The sequence below is a fragment of the Methylobacterium sp. D54C genome (genome assembly GCF_053345595.1).
The window spans coordinates 20,424-42,694 of sequence record NZ_JBKFAK010000009.1; the positions used below are offsets into that span (position 1 = coordinate 20,424).

Sequence of the window (22,271 nt, forward strand, 5' to 3'; positions counted from 1 at the left end):
CGGCGCGGAGCGCGTAGTGTCAGCCACGGCCCTCCCTGTCCTCGCGCTCCGGCACCTCCGGGCGCTGCGCAGCGGCCCGCAGCGGGCGGCCCTGACGGTCTTCGCGATCCGCGTGGGGTCGGCCGGCTTCGCCTACGGCGCCCAGGTGCTCGCGGCGCGGCTGATGGGCTGGGACGCCTACGGGATCTTCGCGTCGGTCTGGGTCTGGACCGCGATGCTGGGCCACACCCTGACCCTCGGCCTCTCGCAGGGCGCCTGCCGGTTCGTGCCGGGCGACCAGGCGCAGGGCGACCTCGACCTCGCGCGCGGCTACATCCGGGCCGGCGCCCTCGTGACCGGCGGAGCGGCGCTCGCCGTCGCCTGCCTCGGCGCGGCGCTGCTCGTGCTCGAGCCGGGCCTGTTCGCCCCCGCCTACTGGGCACCGATCCTGGTCGCGCTCTGCGTGATGCCGCTCTTCGCGCTCCAGGACTACCTCGAGGGCGTGGCGCGCAGCCAGAACTGGGTCGGGCTCGCCATCGCGCCGCCCTACCTGCTGCGCCAGACTCTGATGATGGCCTGTATGGTCGCGGCGATCCTGCTCGGCGCGCCGCCCCGGGCCGAGGTCGCGATGGCCTGCATGCTGGTCGCCGCCGCGGTCGCGACCGCCCTGCAGGCCGCCCTCCTCGCCGCGCGGCTCCGGCGGGAGCTGCCGGCCGGGCCGCACCGCTACCGGTGGCGCACGTGGCTCGGCACGGGCCTGCCGATCGCCGCGATCGACCTCGCCAATGCCGGCTTCACCTTCGTCGACGTGATCGTGCTCGGCGCCCTGGTGAGCCCGGCCGAGGTCGGGATCTACTTCGCGGCGACCCGCATCCAGCAGTTCGTGGTGTTCGTGCACTACGCGGTCAGCGCGGCGACGCTCCAGCGCTACAGCGCCGCCCAGGCGCAGGCCAACCGCTTCCTCCTCGCCGAGCTGGTCCGGCGCCAGGGCCGCCTGACGGCGGCCGCGACGCTCGTGGTCGGCGGCGCGATCCTGGCCGTCAGCCCCCTGCTGCTGGCCATGTTCGGGCCGGGTCTGGGCGACAGCGTGCCGATCCTGTGCATCCTGATCGCCGGCAGCGTCGGGGCGAGCCTGTTCGGTCCGGGCGAGGATCTGCTGACCATGCTGGGCGGGGAGCGGCTCTGCGCCGGCATCACGGCGGGGAGTCTCCTCGCCGCCGCCGGCCTGTGCCTCGCTCTGGTCCCGGCGCTCGGGACGCTCGGCGCGGCCGTGGCGGTCGCGGTGGCGAGCGTGGGCCGGGCCGCCCTGCTGGCGCGCGCCGCGGGGCGGATCCACGGGCTGCCGACCCCGGTCTGGGCCGCCGGAGCGGTCCGATGATCCCGGCGAGCCCCCTGCGCGCGCCGTCCGGAGCCGTCGTCACCCTCGGCGACGCGCCGGAGCCGGAAGCCTGGGACGCGCTGGTCGCGGCGGGCGCCGCGGCGCACCCGCACTTCTCCCGGCACGTCATCGAGGCCCATCGGACCGCCGGGCTGCTGCCGGCGGCCCTCCGCTACGTCACGGTCCGCGCGGGCGACCGTCTCGTCGGGCTGCTCCCGTACCGTGGGGCCCGGGACCTGACGGGCCTCGGCGGCCGGGTTCTGCGGCCCTTCCTCTCGCCCTACGTGACCGCCACGGCTCCCCTGGTCGCCGACGGTCCGGACCGGGCCGCGCACGCGCTGGCCCTGGTGGCCGGCCTCGAGGCCGCCTCCGGCGGATGCCCCTGGCGCTGGCCGCTGCTGCCGACCGGGGAGGGCGCCGTTCCGGAGATGCTCGCGGCGATGCGCGCGCGCGGCTGGGCCATCGGCACGGTGGCGGGCTTCGACCGCCCGGTCATGGTCCGGCGCGCCGACCACGCGGCGTTCCTCGCCGACCATCCCGGCCGGGCGCGCTTCAAGGATCTGCGCCGCCGGGCGCGCCGCCTGTCGGAGACCGGAACCGTCGCCCACGCGTGCGCCACGGGCGGATCGGACCTCGCCCGCCTCGTCGCGGCCTTCCTCGACCTGGAGCGCGCCGGCTGGAAGGGGCAGGCCGGCACCGCCATGGCCTGCCGGCCCGAGAGCGCCGCGCTGGCCGAGGCGCTGTTCACCGCGGTTCCGGGCCCGGTCGCCGTCCGGGCCGACGCGCTGACCCTCGACGGCCGGCCTGTCGCCGTCAGCCTCGCCCTGGTCAGCGGCGGCACCGCGACCCTGCTGAAGACCGCCTACGACGAGGATCTGCGCGGCCACGTCCCGGGCCTGCTGCTCGAGGCCGAGATCGTGCGGGCCTGCCACGAGACCGGCTTCGCCGACCGGCTCGACTCGGCGACGCTGGAAGGATCGGCGCTGGAAGGTCTCTACCGCGACCGGGTTCCGGTCGCCGAGATCATCGCGGTCCCGCCCGGTCGACAGGTCATCTCGCTGGAGCGGCGCCTCCGGCTCGCCCGGTTCGAGCGGGGCGCGCGCGCGGCCGCGAAGCGGGCCCTGCGGCGGCGCTAGGGCAGGTTCAGCGCGTTCCGCACGCAGCGCTGGTCCCCTCTCCCGTGCGGGAGAGGGACAGGGTGAGGGATCGGGTCTGTCCGAACGAAGCGCAGTCTGGCCGAGCGGCAATGGCGCGCTCGACCGAGAGGCCTCTTGTCCCTCACCTCAACCCTCTCCCGCACGGGAGAGGGGGCGATGGCGCGGCTGTCGCGTTCGGAGCCGCCGCCCTATCAAACCGTTCCGGAGCGATCGGGACAGGTTCTCGCGCCTCACCCCATCCTCTCGCGGCGGGTCCACGGCGCCCTGAAGCCGCGGTGCGGCCCGCTACCGGCCCCGGTACAGACCGTCGCCCTGCACCCGATCGTAGACGCCGTGCCCGGTCCGGGCACGATAGGCGCGGCCGGCGATCGCGCCGGGGGTCGGCGGCGTGCCGGGCTGCGCGAAGCTCGTCTCGGGCCGGTAGGCCGGCCCCCAGCCGATCTCCTCGTCGCCCGCGGGATCCTTGCCCGGGAAACCCGTGACGTAGCCCGTGCTCTGGGCGAGCGCGGGCCCGGCGGCGAGCCCGAGCAGGAGCGCCAGCGTGCAGCGGTACGTTGTCCTGGATCGCATCGGCCGTATCCTCCGGTCCGGTCCGCCGGGCGGACCACCTGCGGGGCAAACCCGGTCCGGAACGGAGGGTTTTCCGGCGTGTACTCATGCCGCGGGCGAGACGGCGGGCGGGCTGTTGGGAATTCCGGCCGGCCGCGGGGCGGGCGATGATCGCGGAGGCGGGCGTCATGGACGACTGGAAGGCGGGGCTCCGGGCGGAAATGCGGGCCATCGACATCGCCACGGGCGAGGCGGCCTCGGCGCAGCTGCCGGACCTGCTGCGACGCCTGAGCCGGCATCAGGCCGGTCTCGGCGGCAACCCGGTCCTGTCGCTGTACCGGCGCTGGCGCATCCGACGCCTGGCACGCGCCGTCGCGGACGCGCGCTGGCACGCGGAACAGGGCCGCCTCGCACGCCGCGGCGGGCTCGATCCGCGTCCGTGAACGGTCCCGCTCAGGCGGCGGAACGGCCCGCCCGCGGCGCCTCGCGCCTGACAATCGTGGAATCGGCGGTCGTGGAAGGGGCCGAGCCGGCCGGAACGCCGGCCTCGCGCTCGGCCGGCGTGGCCGGCAGGCGGACGAGCACGATGGTGCCCACCGTCTCCTCGGAGCGGATCCGGAGCGAGCCGCCGTGGAGCTCGACCATCGAGCGGGTGATGGCGAGGCCCAGGCCCGAACCCTTGTGGCACCGGGTCATCTGCCGCTCGACCTGCGTGAAGGGCCGGCCGAGGCGGGCGAGGTCGGAAGTCGGGATGCCGATGCCGTTGTCCTCGATATAGAGGTGGGTGCACGCGCCGGCGCGGCGGCCCCGGACGGCGACGCGGCCGCCGGCGGGCGTGAACTTCACGGCGTTCTGCACGAGGTTGGCGAGGATCTGCCGGATCGCCTGCGGATCGGCCAGCAGCTCGAGGCCGGGCACGACGTCGACGCTGACGGTGATCGCCTTCTCGCGGGCGGCCGCCTCGACGGGCGCGAGGGCCGCGCTGATCGCGGTCTCGGCGGAGATCGCCCTGGGGCTCAGGCGCACGCGCCGGGCCTCGAGCCGGGCCATGTCGAGGATGTCGTCGATCATGGACAGCAGGTGTGAACCGCTCTCGCGGATGTCGCGGCAATACTCGGTGTAGCGCGGGGTGCCGAGCGGCCCGAGAACCGCGTTCTCCATCACGTCGGCGAAGCCGATGATGGCGTTGAGCGGCGTGCGCAGCTCGTGGCTCATATTGGCCAGGAACTCGGCCTTGGCCTGGTTGGCCGCCTCGGCGGCCGCCTTCTGGTCGAGGTAGCGCTCGGCGAGGTCCGCGAGCTGCTGGGTCTGGAGTTCGAGGGTGCGGCGGGACCGTTTGAGGTCCTTGACGGTCTCGATCAGCTCGCGCTCGGAGGCGAGGAGCTGCTCCTGGTTGCGCTTCAGGCTGGTGATGTCGGTCCCGACCGACACGTAGCCCCCGTCCTTCGTGCGCCGCTCGCTGATCTGCAGCCAGCGGCCGTCGGCGAGTTCCGCCTCGAAGGTGCGGGCGGCCATGTCGGTCAGCGCCATCCCGGCCTCGGGCGATTCCCGCCGGACCTGGGGCAGCACGCCGCGTCCCATCACGTCCGTGTAGCTCCGGCCCGCCTGCGCATCCTCGGGGCTCAGGGCGTGGAGGTGGCGGAATTTCGAATTGCACAGGACCAGGCGGTTGCCGGTATCCCAGAGCACGAAGGCTTCCGAGATCGCCTCGACGGCGTCGCGCAGGCGCATGTCGGCCGCGGCGTTGGTCTCCTCCAGGGCCCGCTGCTCGCTGATGTCGTTGGCGATGCCGACGAGGTGGCGGCCGCCGTCGGCGGCGTCGGCCACGACCTCCGCGCGGGCGCGCAGCCAGACGTAGGCCCCGTCGGCGCCGCGCATGCGGAAGGCGTGATCGATATGCGTCTGGTTGGCCGCGAGCCCCCGGGCGAGGCTGTACAGGTCGCCGTCGTCGGGATGGACCAGGCCGTTGACGTCCCCGAACGAGAGGTACTCGTGCTGCCGCCTGTAGCCGAGCAGCGTGTACATCGAATCGGACCAGTAGATCCGGCCGCGCGCGATGTCCCAGTCCCACAACCCGCAGGCGCCCCGGCGCAGGGCGGTCTCCAGGCGGCCGCGGATCTGCTCGCGGGCCCGGTCGGCGCGGGCGGCCTGGCGGGTCTGCAGGCCGTAGGCCAGTCCGACTCCGACGATCACGATCGCGGCGGCGGCGATCAGGACGATCTGGTCGCGGGTCCGGGCGCTCCAGCCGCGCAGCAGCGGCTCGATGGGCTGGAGCACCGCCACCTGTCCCGCGCCGCCGGGCAGGCTGTGCACCGCGGCGAGCACGCTCTCGCCGCCGGGAAGCTCGAGGGCCATCGCGCCGGCGCGCTCGCCGAGGCCGGAGAGCGGCTCGCTCTCGCCGAGCACCGCCGAGAGGGTCGTGCGGTCGGCCGGCAGCGGCGGATGGGCGGCGACGATGCGGGTGTCGGGGCGGACCACCAGCAGGCGACGGCCGGGATGCCGCTCGCTTTCGGGCATCAGGGCGCGCAGGTCCTCCGCCACGGTGCCGGCCGGATCCACCGCCCGCGCGGCCAGACGGGCGAAGCCTTCGACCTCGGCCTTCGCGCCCGCCAGGATCTCGGCACGCTGGCCCTGGATATGGAGGGTGGCGAGCCCGACGAGGCAGGCCAGGAACACCGCGAGCGTTCCCGGCACGGCGTAGCGCAGCCAGCGCTCGGCCTGGCCGAGCCGCGGATCCCGGCTCCGCATGGGCCACGAGATCGTGAGACTCGAATCCGCACGCGCGGAGAAGGAAGCGGAAGCCGCCTCCGGCATGGCCGAACCTCGCCCGTGGGAACTGTGATCCGGTGTGGGCACCCGGCCCCCGAAGGCCCCCCGAATCTGACTGAATACAATCACTTCGGGGGGCAGTTTGTCCACGGATTTTTTACATAAGGGCTTGACGGAACCCAGGTGTTGCCTGGGAGCCCGAGAATCGATTTCTACCGCAGGTTCAGACGGTTAGCCGCCTCCGAGGGTGCGCGCGAGGATGTCGGCGGTGTCCCGGGAAAGCCCCGGGATCGCCTTGATCCCATTCAGCATTTCGACCGCTTTGGCGCCGCGTGATTTTTCCAGCCGGCGCCAGGATCCGAAGGCCGTGAGGAGCCGCGCGGCCACCTGTGGGTTGGTCGAATCGAGCGCCGCGACCGTCTCGGTCACGCGGGCGAATCCCGCCCCGTCCGGTCGGGCGAACTGGGTCGGGTTGCCGAACGCGAAGCTCCCGATCAGCGCCCGCACGCGGTTCGGGTTGGTCATGGTGAAGGCCGGGTGTTCCTGCAGCCGCGCGATCCGGTCGAGGGTGCCGGGCTCGGGGATCTGGGCCTGGAGGGCGAACCACTTGTCGAGGACCAGGGGCTCGTCGGCGTAGCGGGCCGCGAACTCCGCGAAGGCGGCCTCGCGGGTCTCTCCCGGGATCAGCGCCAGCGTGCCGAGGGCCGCGAGCCGGTCGGTCATGTTGGTCGCCTCGGCCAGCCGCGCGGCGGCGCGGGCGGCCCCCTCCCGGGGATCGCCGGCGGCGATCAGGTCGAGGGCCGCGTTGCGGAGCGACCGGCGCCCCGCCGAGGCGGCGTCGGGGCTGTAGGGCGCACCGGCCACCGGCGCGAGCGCCGCGTCGATCGATTCGAGCCGCGGCCGCAGGGCCTGGCCCAGACGCGCCCGCAGGTTGAATCGCGCCCGGTGGATCGCGGCGGGATCCACGTCGGCCGGCACCGCGTCGGCGGCCTCGCCCTCGCTCGGCAGCGCCAGGACCAGGGCCGCGAAGGCCGGGTCGGCCAGGGCCTCGTCTTCGAGGAACTGGCCGAGTGCCGCGGCGAACGCCTCCGTCCGATCGGCGTCTGGCTCGAGGATCAGCCGCAAAGCGACGTCCTGCGCGGCCTGCCAGCGGTTGAACGGGTCGCTGTCCTGCGCGAGGAGCCGCATCCGCTGCGCGTCGGTCAGGGCGAGGTCGAGCCGCACCGGGGCGGAGAAGTCGCGCAGGAGCGAGGGGACCGGCTCCTCGGCGACCGCGTCGAACACGATCTCGGCCTCGGGGCGGTCGAGCACGTAGACGCCGTCCCGCACGTCCGGGCAGGTCGCGCCCGCCAGCGGCCCGGACGCCCCGACCAGCCCGAGGGCCACGGGGATCACCAGGGGCGGCCCGTCGGACTCCCCGCCGCCGCCGGGCAGGCTCTGGGCGAACCGGAGGGTGTAGCGGGCGGCGGCCGGATCGTACGCGGCCGCGACGGCGAGGCGGGGCGTGCCGGGACGCTCGTACCAGCGGGCGAAGGCGCCGAGATCGCGCCCGGTCACCGCCGCGAAGGCCGCCAGGAAGTCCTCGACGGTGGCGGCGCGGCCGTCATTGTCGGCGTAGTACCGGTCCATGCCGGCCCGGAAGGCCTCGGGACCGATCAGCGTCCGCAGCATCCGGACGATCTCGGCGCCCTTGTCGTAGACGGTCGCCGTGTAGAAGTTGTTGATCTCCGCGTAGGCCCGCGGCCGCACCGGGTGCCGCAGCGGCCCGGCATCCTCGGGGAACTGGCGCGCCCGCAGGGAGCGCACCTCGGCGATGCGGTGCACCGGCCGGGAGCGCATGTCGGAGGAGAATTCCTGGTCTCGGAAGACCGTGAGACCCTCCTTCAGGCAGAGCTGGAACCAGTCCCGGCACGTGACGCGGTTGCCAGACCAGTTGTGGAAGTACTCGTGCGCGATGATCGCCTCGATCGCCGCGTAGTCGCCGTCGGTCGCGGTCTCGGGACTCGCCAGGACGTATTTGTCGTTGAAGATGTTGAGGCCCTTGTTCTCCATGGCGCCCATGTTGAAGTCGGACACCGCGACGACGTTGAACACGTCGAGGTCGTAGGCGCGGCCGAAGGCGGTCTCGTCCCAGGCCATGGAGCGGATGACGGCGTCGAGGGCGTAGCCCGCCCGGTCTTCCTTGCCGGGCTCGACGTAGACCGCGCAGGTGACGGGGCGGCCCTCCATCGTGGTGAAGCGCGTCTCGACCTTCCCGAGCCGGCCGCCCACGAGGGCGAACAGGTAGGCGGGCTTCGGGTGGGGATCGTGCCAGATCGCGAAGTGGCGGTCCGGCCCGGCCGCGCCGGTCTCGACGGGATTGCCGTTGCCGAGCAGGACCGGCGCCTCGGCCCGGTCGGCCTCGATGCGCGTGGTGTAGACCGACAGTACGTCCGGCCGATCGAGGAAGTAGGTGATCCGGCGGAAGCCGTCCGCCTCGCACTGGGTGCAGTAGACGCCGTTCGACCGGTAGAGGCCCATCAGCTTCGTGTTGACGGTCGGATCCACCTCCGTGACGAGGCGCAGCGCGAAGGGCCGCTGCGGCGGATCGCGGAGGATGAGGCCGGACGGCGTCGCCGCGTAGGAGTCGGGCGCCAGCGGCGCGCCGTCGAGCGCGACCGAGACCAGCCGGAGATCGTCGCCGTCGAGGGTGAGCGGTGCCGCCGGCACGCCGGCCGGGTTCGGCCGCAGCGTCAGCGTCGCGTCGATGCGGGTCGCGTGCGGGTCGAGACGGATGTCGAGGTCGACGCGATCGATCAGGTAGTCGCTGGGCCGGTATTCCTCGAGGCGGATCAGCGGCGGCGTCTCGGTGCGCATTCGGCTCACTCCGGGTGCGGGGCGGGCCCGTTCTGGTCCCTCGGAGCGCGCGGCGCAACGATCGGAGCCGTCGAAACGGCCGGCGTGGCGCGGTCCTCGCCCGGCTCAGAGCCCCGGGGCGGGGCGGCCCTCCGCGCGGAGCGGCCGCTCGAGGCCGACCCTGTCGAGCGTGGCGGACAGGCGGGCGCGGACGAACGGCTCGGCCCAGCGCATCACGGCGTAGCTCAGCAGGAGCATGGCGCAGCACGCGGCCACGAGCGCCGCGTAGGGCGGAACCCCGCCGCCGACGAGGCGGTGGATCAGGGCGGCACCGTTGACGTTGTGCAGGAGGTAGAGCGGGTAGGTCATCAGTCCGAGCCGTCGGGCCAGCGCGCAGCCCCGCTCGCCGAGCCGCACGCGGAGCCACGCGTTGCCGCGCACGCTGGCCACGATCATCAGGACGCAGCCCGCGAAGACGAGGCGCGGGAGGAGCGGATCCTCGCTGCGGCCCATCTGGAACAGGAACGACCCGGCCGCGTCACCGATCTCGACGAGCGCCCCGACGGCGCAGACGGCGATCACGCAGAGCCGACCGGCCGTCGGCCCCTTGACGAGCGACAACCACAGGAAGACGCCGAGCGCGAAGAAGCAGCCGTGGCGCAGGAGCGTCAGCTCGGCCACGCGGTTCGCCGCCAGGGCGGGGAGGTTCGGCACGGCCAAGGTCGCGACCCAGAAGAGGGTGCTCACACCGCCGACCGCGGCGCAGACCGGGCCGATGCTCCGGAATCGCCCGAGCCGCAGCAGCGCGAAGACGAGTGCGTAGAAGGCGATCTCCACGCCGAGGGTCCAGTAGACGCCGTCCAGCCACGGCTCGACTGGAACGAACAGGACGCAGTCGAGATAGGCCCGCAGCACGTGCCGACCGGACCCCATGCGGCCGATGGCGAGCGAGACCAGGGCGGTGAGCGTGGCGCAGATCCAGACCGCCGGCACGAGGCGCAGGATGCGGCTGCGCAGGAAGGCGCGCGGGGTCGCGTGCTCGGCCGAGTAGGCGATCACGAAGCCCGAGATGACGAAGAACAGCTCGACCCCGATCCATCCGAACCACGTCCAGGCGAACAGGCCGGGGTAAGCTGCGGCGGAGTCGAAGGCGCGCCCGGCCGTCGAGAGCGGCGCCTGCCACGCGTAGGCGCCCAGATGAAAGACCATGACCAGCATTGCGGCGAGGAATCGCGCCGCATCGAGACCGATCATCTGTGCATCATGCCTGCCGCCCTCGGATCCCTGCGTCCTCATCACGGCCCCCGACGTTCGAAACCGCTCTCTTCATCCCGCGGGATAAGACGAATCCGTCGCGACCGGGCTACATCTTGCTGGGTAAGCCGCGCCCATACTTTCGGCCGAAGGGTCTCTCCTCCGGCGGATCGGGAGTTCGCGGCGGGACCGACGGGACGCACGCGGCGCGAGGCCCGCCGCCGGGCCGACGATGCCGGGGGCTGCCGAAACGCCCGCCCGGTCGGCTCGACGGGGTCCGACCGCGCGAACGCCCGGGCCCGATTGTCCCGAGTCTGTATCGGACGGCCTTCTCACCGCCGGAGCGGCCGCTAGCTAGCGGGGCGAGTCAGCCGGAGCGGGCCGGTGGCCCGTCTTCGAAGAGAACAGGACAGGATCCGATGGAATTTCTGCACACCATGGTCCGGGTCGCCGACCTCGACCGGGCACTCGCCTTCTACGTCGACACGTTCGGCCTGAAGGAGGTGCGCCGCGTCGAGAACGAGAAGGGCCGCTTCACCCTCGTCTTCCTCGCCGCGCCCGGCGATGTCGAGCGGGCCTCGGCGACCAAGTCGCCCCTGATCGAGCTCACCTACAACTGGGATCCGGAAACCTACTCGGGCGGGCGCAATTTCGGCCATCTCGCCTATCAGGTCGACGACATCTACGGCTTCTGCACCAAGCTGCAGGAGAAGGGCGTCACCATCAACCGGCCGCCGCGCGACGGCTACATGGCCTTCGTGAAGTCGCCGGACGGCATCTCCATCGAGATCCTCCAGAAGGGCGGCGCCAAGGAGCCGCAGGAGCCGTGGAAGTCCATGGAGAACACCGGCACCTGGTAACGGGCCCGCGCCCTTGACCCGGACGGCCCCGCGGGCGCATCTGCCCGCGGATCAGCCGGCCGGGCGGCCGCTCCGGACGCGCGAGCGTTCGGGGAGGAAAGTCCGGGCTCCATGGAGAGACGGTGCCGGATAACCTCCGGCGGGGGCGACCCCAGGGACAGTGCCACAGAGAGCAGACCGCCCCGGATCCGTCCGGGGTCAGGGTGAAAGGGTGCGGTAAGAGCGCACCGCGGACGCGGCAACGCGGACGGCACGGCAAACCCCACCGGGAGCAAGACCGAATAGGGGCGGCGCGCCCTTCGCGAGAAGGGCAGGCCGGCTCTCCAGGCCAGTCGCCCGGGTTGGTTGCTCGAGGCGATCGGCGACGATCGTCCCAGAGGAATGGCTGCCACGCCGGCGCGCGCGAGCGCTCCGGCCCTACAGAACCCGGCTTACAGGCCGGCTGATCCACTTCCCGATAAGACTTGCACCTGCAAGGCTTTATCGCCCCGCCGGAGTTCCCGCGCGGGCGGCCGGCGCGCCGAAGATTCCGCGGCGGCAAAAACCTTCGGTTAACCTTGCCGGGTTCAGATCGGTCCGCGCGGCAGTGCCAAGCTTGTGCGTTGACGATCCTCCGAGGCCCATGATACCCGGCATCCTCCCGTCAACGGCGTGTATCGGATCGCCGGGCGCACCCTGCCATCGCGCAGGTCCCGTCCGTGCGCGGCGTCTTGCGCGCTCCGCATCCGGTGCCGTTCCCGTCACGCGCGCCGCGCTCGCGCGGCCCGGCACAGGGCACCATGAGACGCACGAGCCGCATCCGCGCCCGGGTTTCCGGGACGCGCCGACAATCCGCCCATCCGCGCGCGCCACGGCGCGCCGGCGCGTCGAGGCGGTCATGACTCGGCGCCGCTCCTCCCCCGAGAGTTCGCCCCGCCACGGCGGCGGCGATGCGGCGGCTGAGCCGCACGTCCCCGTCCTCCTCGCGGAAGTCGTCGACACGCTCGGCACCGCGGGCGGGATCGCGGTCGACGGCACGTTCGGTGCCGGCGGCTACACCCGCGCGCTCCTCGCGGCGGATCCGGCCCTGCAGGTCGTCGCGATCGATCGTGACCCCACGGCCATCGCGGGCGGACAGGCGCTCGTCGCGGAGTCCGGCGGGCGCCTGCGCCTCCTCTCCGGCCGCTTCGGCGACCTCGACAGCCTCCTCGCGGAGGCCGGCATCGCGCAGGTCGACCGGGTCGTCCTCGATATCGGCGTCTCGTCGATGCAGCTCGACGCGCCGGAGCGGGGCTTCTCGTTCCGCAGCGACGGCCCCCTCGACATGCGCATGGCCTGCGACGGGCCGAGCGCCGCCGACCTCGTGAACGAGGCCGACGAGACCGTTCTGGCCGACATCATCTACCATTTCGGCGAGGAGCGGCGCTCGCGCGCGGTCGCCCGGACCATCCTCGAGGCGCGGCGCCGCGGGCGGATCGAGACCACCGCGCAGCTGGCCGAACTCGTCGCCGGCGTGGTCCGGACCGAGCCCGGCAGCCACATCCACCCGGCGACGCGGACCTTCCAGGGCCTGCGGATCGCCGTGAACGACGAGCTCGGCGAGCTGGTCCGTGCCCTGCACGCGGCCGAGCGCGTGCTCAGACCCGGCGGCCGGCTCGCCGTCGTGACGTTCCACTCGCTCGAGGACCGCATCGTCAAGCAGTTCTTCGCGGCGCGCAGCGGCCGCTCCGCGCAGGGCTCCCGGCACCTGCCCGGGGGCCCGGTCGAGACCGTCCGCAGCTTCCGTCCCGTCACGAAGGGCCCGGTCCTGCCGGGCGAGGCCGAGACCGCCCGCAACCCGCGCGCGCGCTCGGCCAAGCTCCGGGCCGCGGAGCGCACCGAATCCGACGTTCCCGAGCCGCTGGCCGCGCTGACCGCGCTGGCGAGCCTGCCCGACGCGGCCCGCGGAGGCCATCGCCGATGATCCGCCTCCTGAACCTGCTGGCGGTGGCCGGCCTCGTCGCCTCGGCGATCTACGCCTACTCGATCAAGTACGACACGCTCTACCAGGGCGGTCAGGTCTCGAAGCTCCAGACCGCCCTGCACAAGGAGCGGCAGGCGATCGCCGTGCTGCGCGCCGAGTGGCAGCTCCTGACGCGGCCCGACCGGCTCCAGGCGGCCGTCGACAAGCATCTCGCCCTGGAGCCGATCGGCACCAGCCACTTGGCGCGCCTCTCGGATCTGCCTGCCCGGCCGGAGCGCGGCGACGAGATCGGCCGTCTGCTCGCCGCCACGGCGACGCCCAAGGACAAGGGCGCGATCGAGCCGCGCACGACCGGCTCGATCACCCGCACCGTCACCACGACCCGCACCCCGACGACGGCTTCGAGGTAAACCCCCGTGTCCGATCACGCCGACGAGACCCTAGACCCGGCGGTCGAGCCCGCCGTGTCGGACCACGAGGCGGCGCTGCTCGAAGCCGCCGCGCTGGCGCATGCCGCCGGCGCGCCGCGCCCCCTGGAGGAGGAGGCGCGCGAGCCCGAGCCGCGCGCCGACCGCGCCAAGGCGCTCCTGCGCAGCATGTTCCGGCTGGCGATCGAGCGCTCGCACCTGCGGGTCGCGATGGTCGGGCTGGTCTTCGTCGGCGTGTTCGGGACGATCTCGGCCAAGCTCCTGATGATGGCGATCTTCGGGGAGCCGCCCAGCCAGGAGCACCGGGTCGCGGCCGCGTCCTCAACCGCCTTCCGGCCCGACATCATCGACCGCAACGGCGAGATCCTGGCCACCGACATCCGCACGGTCTCGGTCTTCGCCGAGCCGGGCAACATCTACGACAAGGACGAGGCGGTCGAGCTGCTCACCGCCGTCCTGCCGGAACTCAACGCCTCCGAGCTGCGCGCCAAGCTGACGCAACGCAAGGACAAGAAGGGCGCGGGCTTCGTCTGGGTGAAGCGCGAGCTGACCCCGAAACAGCAGGCCGAGGTCCACCGGCTCGGCATCCCCGGCATCGGCTTCCTACCCGACCACAAGCGGGTCTACCCGAACGGCGTCGCGGCCGCCCACATCCTGGGCGCGACGAACCTCGACGGCATCGGCATCGCCGGTATGGAGAAGTACATCGACTCCACCGGGCTGCAGGCCCTCAACAGCTTCGGGCTGATCAACAAGCAGGCCGACCTGAAGCCGGTGCAGCTCTCGCTCGACCTGCGCGCGCAGTTCGCCGTGCGCGACGAGCTGGCCTGGGGCATCGACCACTTCAAGGCCAAGGCCGGCGCCTCGATGATCCTCGACGTGAAGACCGGCGAGGTCATCGCGCTCGTCTCCATGCCGGATTTCGACCCGAACGATCCCAAGGACGCGCTCTCGCCCGACCGCATCAACCGGATGAATGTCGGCGTCTACGAGATGGGCTCGACCTTCAAGGCGATGACGCTCGCCATGGCGCTCGATTCCGGCAAGTACAACGTCAACTCGACCTTCGACACCCGGGGCGGCGTGCTGAACTGGGGCCGGCAGAAGATCCACGAGTACCACGGCACGAACCGCGTCATCACCATGCCGGAGGTGTTCACGCACTCCTCCAACATCGGCTCCGCCAAGATGGCGCTCGGCGTCGGCGTGCCCGGCCACAAGGCCTTCCTGAAGAAGATGGGCCTGCTCGACCGGCTGCGCACCGAGTTGCCGGAGAGCGCGGCGCCGATCGTCCCGTCCCGCTGGACCGAGATCAACACCATCACCATCGCGTTCGGCCACGGCATCGCGGTGGCACCGATCCAGGCCGCGGCCGCGGTGGCGGCCATCGCCAACGGCGGCGACCTGATGACGCCGACCTTCCTCAAGACGACGCCCGAGGCGGCGCGGGCGCGGGCCACGCACGTCCTCTCGGGCCAGACCTCCGAGGCGATGCGCTACATCATGCGGCTCAACGCCGCCGAGGGCTCGGCCAAGAAGGCGGCGGTCCCGTACTACTTCGTCGGCGGCAAGACCGGCACCGCCGAGAAGGTCATCGGCGGCCGCTACATCCACAACCGCCTGTTCACGACCTTCATGGCGGCGGCGCCGATGAACGATCCGAAGTACCTGTTCGTCACGATCATGGACGAGCCGCAGGGCCTGCCGGAATCGGGCGGCTACGCCACGGCGGCCTGGAATTCCGGCGTGGTCACCGGCAAGGTGATCGAGCGCGTCGCGCCGATCCTCGGCCTGCCGCCGCAATTCGAGCCGCCGGTGAGGCCGTTCCCGCAGATGGTCAAGCTCAACGCCTACCACGTCAACCAGCTGGGCGGCCCGTGAGATCGGATCGATGAGGGTGCAGCGATGAGCGCGCGGCTCGCCGACCTCTTCCCCGAGGCTGCTGGCCCCGCCGCGGACCTGACCGTCTCGGACCTCACGGCCGACAGCCGGCAGGTCGCGACCGGCACTGTGTTCGTCGCCGTTCCCGGCACGAAGGCCGACGGCCGACGTTTCGCCGCGCAGGCCGCGCAGCGCGGCGCCGCCGCGGTCGCCGGGGAGGGGGCCCGTCCCGCCGACCTGCCCGACGCGGTCGCCTGGATCCCGGTTGCCGACGCGCGCCGGTCGCTCGCCCTCGCGGCGGCCCGCCTCGCGGGCCCGCAGCCCGAGACCGTGGTGGCGGTCACCGGCACCGCCGGGAAGAGCTCGGTGGCCGACTTCGTCCGCCAGATCCTGGCGCGTCTCGGCCGCGACTCCGCGAGCCTCGGCACCGTCGGCATCGTCACCAACCGCGGCGCGCAGTACGGCTCCCTCACGACCCCGGACCCCGTGACGCTGCACCGGACGCTGGCGCAACTCGCCGCGGACGGCGTCACCGATCTCGCCATGGAGGCGTCCTCCCACGGGATCGAGCAGCGCCGGCTCGACGGCGTGCGCCTCGACGCGGCCGGCTTCACCAATCTCGGCCGGGACCATCTCGACTACCACGCGAGCATCGAGGAGTACCTCGCGGCCAAGCTGCGGTTGTTCACCGAGCTGCTGCCGCCGGGCCGCCCGGCCATCGTCAACGCCGACGGCGCTTACGCCGAGCGCGTCATCGCCGCCGCCGAGGCCGCCGGCCGGCCGGTCCGCACGGTCGGGCGGGGCGGCCGGGACCTGCGGGTCGAGGCGGTCCGCACGGAGGGGTTCGCGCAGGTCGCCCGGATCCTGTTCGCGGGCCGGGCCCGGGAACTGCGCCTGCCGCTCGTCGGCGAGTTCCAGGTCGAGAATGCCCTGGTGGCGGCCGGCCTCGCACTGGCTACCCCGGCGGGGGCGGCCGATCCCGACGGCGTCCTGGCGGCCCTCGACCATCTCACCGGCGTCCCCGGCCGCATGGAGCGGATCGGCGAGGCGCGGGGCGGCCTCTGCCTCGTCGACTACGCCCACAAGCCCGAGGCCCTGGAGAGCGTGCTCGCCGCGCTCCGCCCCTTCGCGTCGGGCCGGCTGATCGTAGTCTTCGGCTGCGGCGGCGACCGCGACCGGGGCAAGCGGCCGCTGATGGGCGCCATCGCGCAGCGGCTCGCCGACGTCGTCATCGTCACGGACGACAACCCGCGCACCGAGGACGCGGCCGCCATCCGCCGGGCCATCCTGGACGCGGCGCCGGGCGCCGAGGAGATCGGCGACCGGTCGGAGGCGATTCACAGCGCCGTCGACCGGCTCGGGCCGGGCGACGTGCTGGTCGTGGCCGGCAAGGGTCATGAAACCGGCCAGATCGTGGGAGATCGCACGCTGCCGTTCTCGGACCACGCGGTCCTGCGCGCCGCGATCGCCGCGGCGGCCTGAGGACGACGGGGGACCGACGATGACCGCACTCTGGACGCGGGAGGAGCTGGAATCCGCGACGGGCGGCCGGTTGGCCGGCGCCGGGCGCGCGATCGGCGGCGCCTCGATCGACACCCGCACGCTCCAGCCCGGCGACCTGTTCTTCGCGATCCGCGGCGACACCCGCGACGGCCACGACTTCGTCCCCGACGCCCTGGGGCGCGGCGCCGGGGCCGCCGTGGTGAGCGCCGCGCGCGCCGAGGCGCTCGCGGTCCACGGCCCCGTCCTGGCGGTGCCCGAGGGGGGCGCCGACCCGGTTCTCACCGCGATGGTGCGCCTCGGTGCCGCCGCCCGGGCCCGGACGCGCGCGCAGGTCGTGGCGGTCACGGGCTCGGTCGGCAAGACCGGGACCAAGGAGGCCCTGCGCCACGTCCTGTCCGAGCAGGGCGAGACCCACGCCTCGGCGGCCTCCTACAACAACCACTGGGGCGTGCCCCTGACCCTGACGCGGATGCCGCGCTCCGCGCGCTACGGCGTGTTCGAGATCGGCATGAACCACGGCGCCGAGATCGTGCCGCTGACCGCGCAGGTCCGGCCGGACATCGCGCTGATCACCACGATTGCGCCCGCCCATATCGAGCATTTCGCCTCGCTGGCCGCGATCGCGGACGCGAAGGGCGAGATCTTCTCCGGGCTCCAGCCCGGCGGCGTCGCCATCCTGAACCGCGACGCCCCGCATTTCGACCGCCTGGCCGCCCACGCCCAGGCCTCCCGGGCGGGCCGGGTGGTGACCTTCGGCGAGCACGCGGATGCCGACGTCCGCGCCCTTAGGATCGTGCTGCGGTCCGACCTGTCGGTGATCGACGCGGTGGTGATGGGCCAGCCCGTCACTTACAAGCTCGGCACCGCCGGCCGGCACGCGGCGCTGAACTCGCTGGGCGTCATGGCGGTGGTCCACAGCCTCGGGGCCGACCTCGCCCGTGCGGCCCTGTCGCTCGGCGGGCTGACGCCGCCGGCGGGGCGCGGCGAGCGCACCGCCCTCGAGATCGGCGGCGGCACCGCCTACCTCGTGGACGAGAGCTACAACGCCAATCCCGTCGCCGTCCGCGCGGCGCTGGCGACCCTGGCGGGGATCGAGACCGGGCCCCGCGGCCGCCGGATCGCGGTGCTGGGCGACATGCTCGAGCTCGGCGCCGCCGCGCCCGACCTGCATCGCGGCCTGGCGGAGGCGATCGAGGCGGCCCGGATCGACCTCGTCTTCACGGCCGGTCCGCTGATGCGCCACCTGTTCGAGGCCCTGCCGGTGAGCCGCCGCGGCGCGGTGGCCGACACCGCGGCCGACCTGCTCGAGCCGCTCGCCCGGACCCTGCGGTCCGGCGACGCCGTCATGGTGAAGGGATCGAACGGCAGCCGCATGGGCCGGATTGTCGAGGCGCTGAAAGCCCGCTACGCGGTCGATCCGACCCGGCGGACCCAGGCCGTCCCGTGACCGGCACGCCTGCGCGTGCGGCGCCGTCCCCCGAAACCTGAGCCTGAACAAGGGGGCCGAGCGCCCGGATGCTGTACCTTCTCTCGGACCTGAGCAGCAGCTTCACGCCGCTCAACGTGTTCCGCTACATCACCTTCCGCACCGGCGGCGCGCTGTTCACGGCGGGCCTGTTCGTGTTCTGGTTCGGGCCCTGGATCATCTCGCTGCTGCGGATCCGCCAGGGCAAGGGCCAGCCGATCCGCGAGGACGGACCGCAGACCCACCTGCTGACCAAGCGCGGCACGCCCACCATGGGCGGCCTGATGATCCTGGCCGGCGCCGTCGTGGCGATCCTGCTCTGGGCCAACCCGCGCAACCACTACGTCTGGGTGACGCTGACCGTCACCCTCGGCTTCGGCGCGATCGGCTTCTATGACGACTACCTCAAGGTCACGAAGCAGTCGCACAAGGGCTTCTCGGGCAAGTTCCGCCTCGCCCTCGAGGCGTTGATCGCCATGGCGGCCTGCGTGACCATCGCGGTCTACTCGCCCGCCGCCCTCCAGAACCAGCTCGCCTTCCCGGTATTCAAGGACGCGCTCCTGAACCTCGGCTGGTTCTACCCGCTGTTCGGCGCCTTCGTGATCGTCGGGGCGGGCAATTCCGTGAACATGACCGACGGCCTCGACGGCCTCGCGATCGTGCCGGTGATGATCGCCTGCGGCACGTTCGGCTTCATCGCCTACCTCGTCGGCAACTCGTTCACCGCCAGCTACCTGCAGGTGAACTACGTCCGCGACACGGGCGAGCTCGCCGTCGTCTGCGGCGCGGTCATCGGCGCCGGGCTCGGCTTCCTCTGGTTCAACGCGCCGCCGGCCCAGATCTTCATGGGCGACACCGGCTCCCTGGCGCTGGGCGGCCTGCTGGGCTCCATCGCGGTGGCGACGAAGCACGAGATCGTCCTGGCGATCGTCGGCGGCCTGTTCGTGCTGGAGATGATGTCGGTGATCATCCAGGTCGCGTCGTTCAAGCTCACGGGCAAGCGCGTGTTCCGCATGGCGCCGATCCACCACCATTTCGAGCAGAAGGGCTGGAAGGAGCCGCAGGTCGTGATCCGGTTCTGGATCATCGCGGTGATCCTGGCGATGGCCGGCCTGGCGACGCTGAAGCTGCGCTGAGAAATCGTGCTAGAGGGGCGGCCTGAGAGGTCGATCCGATCCTCGCCCTCGTCCTGAGGCGCGGCCGCGGAGGGGAGCCTCGAAGGAGGCTTCCGGCCGGCCGCGCGATCCCGGGAGCCCGCCTTCGGGGTCGCCGATGCGGGGCGCCCGGGAGGAGGGTCCGGTTCGGGTCGGCCGGGTCCGGTCGCCGCATCCAGAGTTCCGCATGACACCCGTCACCGTCTTCCAGGACAAGACCGTCGCCCTGTTCGGGCTCGGCGGCTCGGGGCTCGCCACGGCGCTGGCGCTGAAGGCCGGTGGCGCGGGCGTGCAGGCCTGGGACGACAATGCCGACAGCCTCGCCCGCGCGCGGGAGGCCGGCATCGAGACGCGGGACCTGCGCGCGGCCGACTGGTCCGCGTTCGCCGCCTTCGTGCTGAGCCCGGGCGTGCCGCTGACCCATCCCGAGCCGCACTGGAGCGTCCGGCTCGCCCGGGATGCCGGCGTCGAGATCATCGGCGACATCGAGCTGTTCTGCCGGGAGCGGCGGGCGCAGGCGCCGGGGGCGCCGTTCGTGGCGATCACCGGGACCAACGGCAAGTCGACCACCACGGCGCTGATCGCCCACGTGCTCGCGCAGGGGGGCCGCGACGTGCAGATGGGCGGCAATATCGGCACCGCGATCCTGTCGCTGGAGCCGCCGGCCGCCGACCGCGTCCACGTGATCGAGATGTCGTCGTTCCAGATCGACCTGACGCCGAGCCTCGACCCGAGCGTCGGCGTGCTGATGAACATCACGCCGGACCATCTCGACCGGCACGGCACGATGGAGCAGTACGCGGCCATCAAGGAGCGCCTGATCCAGGGCGCCGACCTCGCGGTGGTCGGCGTCGACGACGCCCCGAGCCGCGCCATCGCGGACCGCCGCGGCGCCGACCTCGTGCGCGTCCACGTGCCCCACGGCGACGTGCTGTGCACCGACGCGCTGACGGTGCGCGACGGGATCGTCCGGGAGCCGGACGGGACGGCCCTCGCCGACGTCAACGGGATCGGCTCGCTCCGGGGGGCGCACAACTGGCAGAACGCCGCGGTGGCGGTGGCCGTCGCGCGGGCCCTCGACCTGTCGCCGGAGCAGATCCAGGCCGGCCTGACCTCGTTCCCGGGCCTGCCCCACCGGATGGAGGAGGTCGGGCGGCGCGGCCACGTGCTGTTCGTCAACGACTCCAAGGCGACGAACGCGGATTCCACCGAGAAGGCCCTAACCGCCTTCCGGGACATCCACTGGATCCTCGGCGGCAAGGCCAAGGAGGGCGGGATCTTCCCGCTGGTGCCGTATTTCGAGCGGGTCGCGCACGCCTACCTGATCGGCGCGGCGTCGGACGCCTTCGCGGCGACCCTGGAGGGCGCCGTGCCCTACACGCGCTGCGAGACCCTCGAGAACGCCGTCCCGAAGGCCGCCGAGAACGCCGCCGCCTCGGGCGCACCGGAGCCGGTGGTGCTCCTGTCGCCGGCCTGCGCGTCCTACGACCAGTTCCGGAACTTCGAGATCCGCGGCAACCGCTTCCGCGAGCTGGTGCAGGCGCTGCCCTGAGGCAGCGCCACTTCAGCGCGCCAGAACCTCAGCGCGCCAGAACCTCAGCGCGCCAGAACCTCAGCGCGCCAGGACCTCAGCGCGCCAGAACCTTGGCGGCGTCGCGGGTGGTGTCGACCGCATGCGAGACGTTGGCCACCGACTGGACGATCGCCCCGATATTGCCGGTGATCTCCGTGACGGCCCCCGCGGCGCTCTGCATGCTCTCGGCCAGATCCCGGGTCACGGCACTCTGCTCCTCGATGGCGGCCGCGGTGGCCACCACGGTCTCGCGCATCACCGAGACCGAGGACCCGATCGAGCTGAGAGCCTGCACGACCTCCTGCGAGACGCGCTGCACGCTGGCGATCTCGCCGTTGATCTGACCGGTGGCGCGCGCCGCCTGGTCGGCCAGCGCCTTAACCTCGGAGGCGACGACCGCGAAGCCGCGGCCCGCCGCGCCCGCGCGGGCGGCCTCGATGGTGGCGTTCAGCGCCAGCAGGTTGATCTGGCCGGCGATGTCCTGGATCAGGCCGACGATGCCGGTCATGGCGGTGGCGGTCTCGGCCAGCCGCTTGGTGTGGCCGTCCGCGTCCTGAACACAGGCATAGGCGGTGTCGGTGGCGCTCTGGGAGCGCACGATGCTCTGGGACATCTCCGCCACCGAGGCCGCCAGCTCCTCGGCGGCGGCCGCCACGGTCTGGACGTTCCCGGAGGTCGAGTCCGCCGCCGACGAGGCCAGCGAGGCCGCCGTGGTCGAGTGCGTCACCGCCTGCTCGATCTCGCCGAAGTTCTGATCGATCAGGGTCCGCAGGTTGGCGAACAGCCGGACCTGGTCGCTGATGTCGGTGGCGAATTTCACCACCTTGTAGGGCCGGCCGGCGGCGTCGAGGATCGGGTTGTAGGAGGCCTGGATCCAGACTTCGCGCCCGTCCTTGCCGATCCGCCGGAACTGGGCCGCCTGATAGGTGCCGTTCCGCAGGGCCGCCCAGAAGGCCCGGTAGGCCTCGCTCTCCCGGTAGGCGGGCTCCACGAACAGGCTGTGATGCTGCCCGAGCACCTCGGCGCGGCTGTAGCCCATCGCGGCGAGGAAATTGTCGTTCACCGCGATCACCGTGCCGTCGAGGTCGAAGGCGATGACCGCCTGCACCTTGTCGATCGCGGCGATCTGCCCGGCGCGGTCGGCCTCCTCGGTGCGCTGCTGCGTGATGTCGGTGGCGAACTTCACCACCTTGTAGGGCCGGCCGCGGACGTCGAGCATCGGGTTGTAGGAGGCCTGGATCCAGATCGACCGGCCGCCCCGGCCGACCCGCTGGAACTGGCCCGACTCGAAGGTGCCGGAGCGCAGGCGTTCCCAGAAGGCCCGGTAGTCCGGCGCGTCCCGCTGGGCGGGCTCCATGAACATGCTGTGGTGCTGACCGACGATCTCCGGCAGCGTGTACCCGACGACGTCGAGGAAATTCCGGTTCGCCGACAGGATCCGCCCCGCCAGGTCGAACTCGATCACGCCCTGAACCCGGTCGAGGGCCGCGAGCTTGGCATGCGCTTCACGGACGTTCAGGGCAGAGAACATGGCGCGTCGGCTT

16 protein-coding genes and 1 other RNA gene are annotated in these 22,271 nt (G+C 72.7%); 12 read left to right on the forward strand and 5 right to left on the reverse strand.

Annotated features, from left to right (window positions below):
* The first annotated feature begins 16 nt into the window (after positions 1 to 16).
* A complete protein-coding gene (locus tag ACLBYB_RS18480; protein WP_091681092.1) occupies positions 17 to 1,357 on the forward strand; it encodes a lipopolysaccharide biosynthesis protein in 1,341 nt (446 codons plus the stop codon).
* Positions 1,354 to 2,493, forward strand: a complete 1,140-nt coding sequence (locus ACLBYB_RS18485; RefSeq protein WP_447699630.1) for a GNAT family N-acetyltransferase — start codon at positions 1,354 to 1,356, stop codon at positions 2,491 to 2,493. Before ACLBYB_RS18480 ends, ACLBYB_RS18485 begins: the two co-directional genes overlap by 4 nt.
* Before the next feature lie 306 nt (positions 2,494 to 2,799).
* On the opposite strand, the gene ACLBYB_RS18490 is transcribed toward ACLBYB_RS18485, so the two are convergent.
* Positions 2,800 to 3,084, reverse strand: a complete 285-nt coding sequence (locus tag ACLBYB_RS18490; protein WP_020094113.1) for a hypothetical protein — start codon at positions 3,082 to 3,084, stop codon at positions 2,800 to 2,802.
* Between the two features lie 167 nt (positions 3,085 to 3,251).
* Between ACLBYB_RS18490 and ACLBYB_RS18495 the strand changes: the two genes are divergently transcribed.
* Positions 3,252 to 3,506: a hypothetical protein gene (locus tag ACLBYB_RS18495; RefSeq protein WP_026605077.1), complete on the forward strand. Its 255-nt coding sequence runs from the start codon at positions 3,252 to 3,254 to the stop codon at positions 3,504 to 3,506.
* A 10-nt stretch (positions 3,507 to 3,516) separates the two neighbouring features.
* On the opposite strand, the gene ACLBYB_RS18500 is transcribed toward ACLBYB_RS18495, so the two are convergent.
* From ACLBYB_RS18500 to ACLBYB_RS18510, 3 genes are all read right to left on the reverse strand, one after another.
* Positions 3,517 to 5,811: a PAS domain-containing sensor histidine kinase gene (locus ACLBYB_RS18500; RefSeq protein WP_447699631.1), complete on the reverse strand. Its 2,295-nt coding sequence runs from the start codon at positions 5,809 to 5,811 to the stop codon at positions 3,517 to 3,519.
* Between the two features lie 252 nt (positions 5,812 to 6,063).
* The gene (gene pepN / locus ACLBYB_RS18505) at positions 6,064 to 8,688 is read right to left on the reverse strand and encodes an aminopeptidase N (protein ID WP_447699632.1); all 2,625 of its coding nucleotides are present in this window, start codon (positions 8,686 to 8,688) and stop codon (positions 6,064 to 6,066) included.
* Positions 8,689 to 8,793: 105 nt separating this feature from the next.
* On the reverse strand, positions 8,794 to 9,921 hold the full coding sequence (locus ACLBYB_RS18510; protein ID WP_447699633.1) for an acyltransferase family protein: 1,128 nt from the start codon (positions 9,919 to 9,921) through the stop codon (positions 8,794 to 8,796).
* A gap of 419 nt (positions 9,922 to 10,340) precedes the next feature.
* Between ACLBYB_RS18510 and ACLBYB_RS18515 the strand changes: the two genes are divergently transcribed.
* The 9 genes from ACLBYB_RS18515 to murD all read left to right on the forward strand — a co-directional run bounded on the left by ACLBYB_RS18515 (position 10,341) and on the right by murD (position 20,706).
* Entirely contained in the window at positions 10,341 to 10,781 is a 441-nt protein-coding gene (locus ACLBYB_RS18515) for a VOC family protein (protein WP_020094118.1), read from the forward strand.
* Between the two features lie 51 nt (positions 10,782 to 10,832).
* Positions 10,833 to 11,231, forward strand: an RNA gene (gene rnpB / locus ACLBYB_RS18520) — RNase P RNA component class A.
* 427 nt (positions 11,232 to 11,658) lie between these two features.
* The gene (rsmH, locus tag ACLBYB_RS18525; protein ID WP_447699634.1) at positions 11,659 to 12,723 is read left to right on the forward strand and encodes a 16S rRNA (cytosine(1402)-N(4))-methyltransferase RsmH; all 1,065 of its coding nucleotides are present in this window, start codon (positions 11,659 to 11,661) and stop codon (positions 12,721 to 12,723) included.
* Positions 12,720 to 13,133: a cell division protein FtsL gene (gene ftsL / locus ACLBYB_RS18530; protein WP_012319332.1), complete on the forward strand. Its 414-nt coding sequence runs from the start codon at positions 12,720 to 12,722 to the stop codon at positions 13,131 to 13,133. Before rsmH ends, ftsL begins: the two co-directional genes overlap by 4 nt.
* 54 nt (positions 13,134 to 13,187) lie before the next feature.
* Positions 13,188 to 15,032, forward strand: a complete 1,845-nt coding sequence (locus ACLBYB_RS18535) for a peptidoglycan D,D-transpeptidase FtsI family protein (RefSeq protein WP_376738867.1) — start codon at positions 13,188 to 13,190, stop codon at positions 15,030 to 15,032.
* Between the two features lie 24 nt (positions 15,033 to 15,056).
* Positions 15,057 to 16,514 carry a UDP-N-acetylmuramoyl-L-alanyl-D-glutamate--2,6-diaminopimelate ligase gene (locus ACLBYB_RS18540; RefSeq protein WP_447699635.1) on the forward strand — a complete coding sequence of 486 codons (1,458 nt, stop codon included), beginning with the start codon at positions 15,057 to 15,059 and terminating at the stop codon, positions 16,512 to 16,514.
* A 19-nt stretch (positions 16,515 to 16,533) separates the two neighbouring features.
* Positions 16,534 to 17,982 carry a UDP-N-acetylmuramoylalanyl-D-glutamyl-2,6-diaminopimelate--D-alanyl-D-alanine ligase gene (locus ACLBYB_RS18545; RefSeq protein ID WP_447699636.1) on the forward strand — a complete coding sequence of 483 codons (1,449 nt, stop codon included), beginning with the start codon at positions 16,534 to 16,536 and terminating at the stop codon, positions 17,980 to 17,982.
* A gap of 68 nt (positions 17,983 to 18,050) precedes the next feature.
* Positions 18,051 to 19,136 carry a phospho-N-acetylmuramoyl-pentapeptide-transferase gene (gene mraY / locus ACLBYB_RS18550; protein WP_020094123.1) on the forward strand — a complete coding sequence of 362 codons (1,086 nt, stop codon included), beginning with the start codon at positions 18,051 to 18,053 and terminating at the stop codon, positions 19,134 to 19,136.
* 205 nt (positions 19,137 to 19,341) lie between these two features.
* Complete coding sequence (murD, locus tag ACLBYB_RS18555) at positions 19,342 to 20,706, forward strand: UDP-N-acetylmuramoyl-L-alanine--D-glutamate ligase (RefSeq protein WP_331298923.1); 1,365 nt, start codon at positions 19,342 to 19,344, stop codon at positions 20,704 to 20,706.
* A 76-nt stretch (positions 20,707 to 20,782) separates the two neighbouring features.
* Here the strand turns inward: murD and ACLBYB_RS18560 are convergent, their stop codons facing one another.
* Positions 20,783 to 22,258, reverse strand: a complete 1,476-nt coding sequence (locus tag ACLBYB_RS18560) for a methyl-accepting chemotaxis protein (RefSeq protein WP_020094125.1) — start codon at positions 22,256 to 22,258, stop codon at positions 20,783 to 20,785.
* Positions 22,259 to 22,271 lie beyond the last annotated feature (13 nt).

Coding starts and splice junctions, on each gene's coding strand:
- ACLBYB_RS18485 (WP_447699630.1), top strand. CDS start 1,354: ATGATCCCGGCGAGCCCCCTGCGCGCGCCGTCCGGAGCCGTCGTCACC.
- ACLBYB_RS18490 (WP_020094113.1), bottom strand. CDS start 3,084: ATGCGATCCAGGACAACGTACCGCTGCACGCTGGCGCTCCTGCTCGGG.
- ACLBYB_RS18495 (WP_026605077.1), top strand. CDS start 3,252: ATGGACGACTGGAAGGCGGGGCTCCGGGCGGAAATGCGGGCCATCGAC.
- ACLBYB_RS18500 (WP_447699631.1), bottom strand. CDS start 5,811: ATGCGGAGCCGGGATCCGCGGCTCGGCCAGGCCGAGCGCTGGCTGCGC.
- pepN (WP_447699632.1), bottom strand. CDS start 8,688: ATGCGCACCGAGACGCCGCCGCTGATCCGCCTCGAGGAATACCGGCCC.
- ACLBYB_RS18510 (WP_447699633.1), bottom strand. CDS start 9,921: ATGATCGGTCTCGATGCGGCGCGATTCCTCGCCGCAATGCTGGTCATG.
- ACLBYB_RS18515 (WP_020094118.1), top strand. CDS start 10,341: ATGGAATTTCTGCACACCATGGTCCGGGTCGCCGACCTCGACCGGGCA.
- rsmH (WP_447699634.1), top strand. CDS start 11,659: ATGACTCGGCGCCGCTCCTCCCCCGAGAGTTCGCCCCGCCACGGCGGC.
- ftsL (WP_012319332.1), top strand. CDS start 12,720: ATGATCCGCCTCCTGAACCTGCTGGCGGTGGCCGGCCTCGTCGCCTCG.
- ACLBYB_RS18540 (WP_447699635.1), top strand. CDS start 15,057: ATGAGCGCGCGGCTCGCCGACCTCTTCCCCGAGGCTGCTGGCCCCGCC.
- ACLBYB_RS18545 (WP_447699636.1), top strand. CDS start 16,534: ATGACCGCACTCTGGACGCGGGAGGAGCTGGAATCCGCGACGGGCGGC.
- mraY (WP_020094123.1), top strand. CDS start 18,051: ATGCTGTACCTTCTCTCGGACCTGAGCAGCAGCTTCACGCCGCTCAAC.
- murD (WP_331298923.1), top strand. CDS start 19,342: ATGACACCCGTCACCGTCTTCCAGGACAAGACCGTCGCCCTGTTCGGG.
- ACLBYB_RS18560 (WP_020094125.1), bottom strand. CDS start 22,258: ATGTTCTCTGCCCTGAACGTCCGTGAAGCGCATGCCAAGCTCGCGGCC.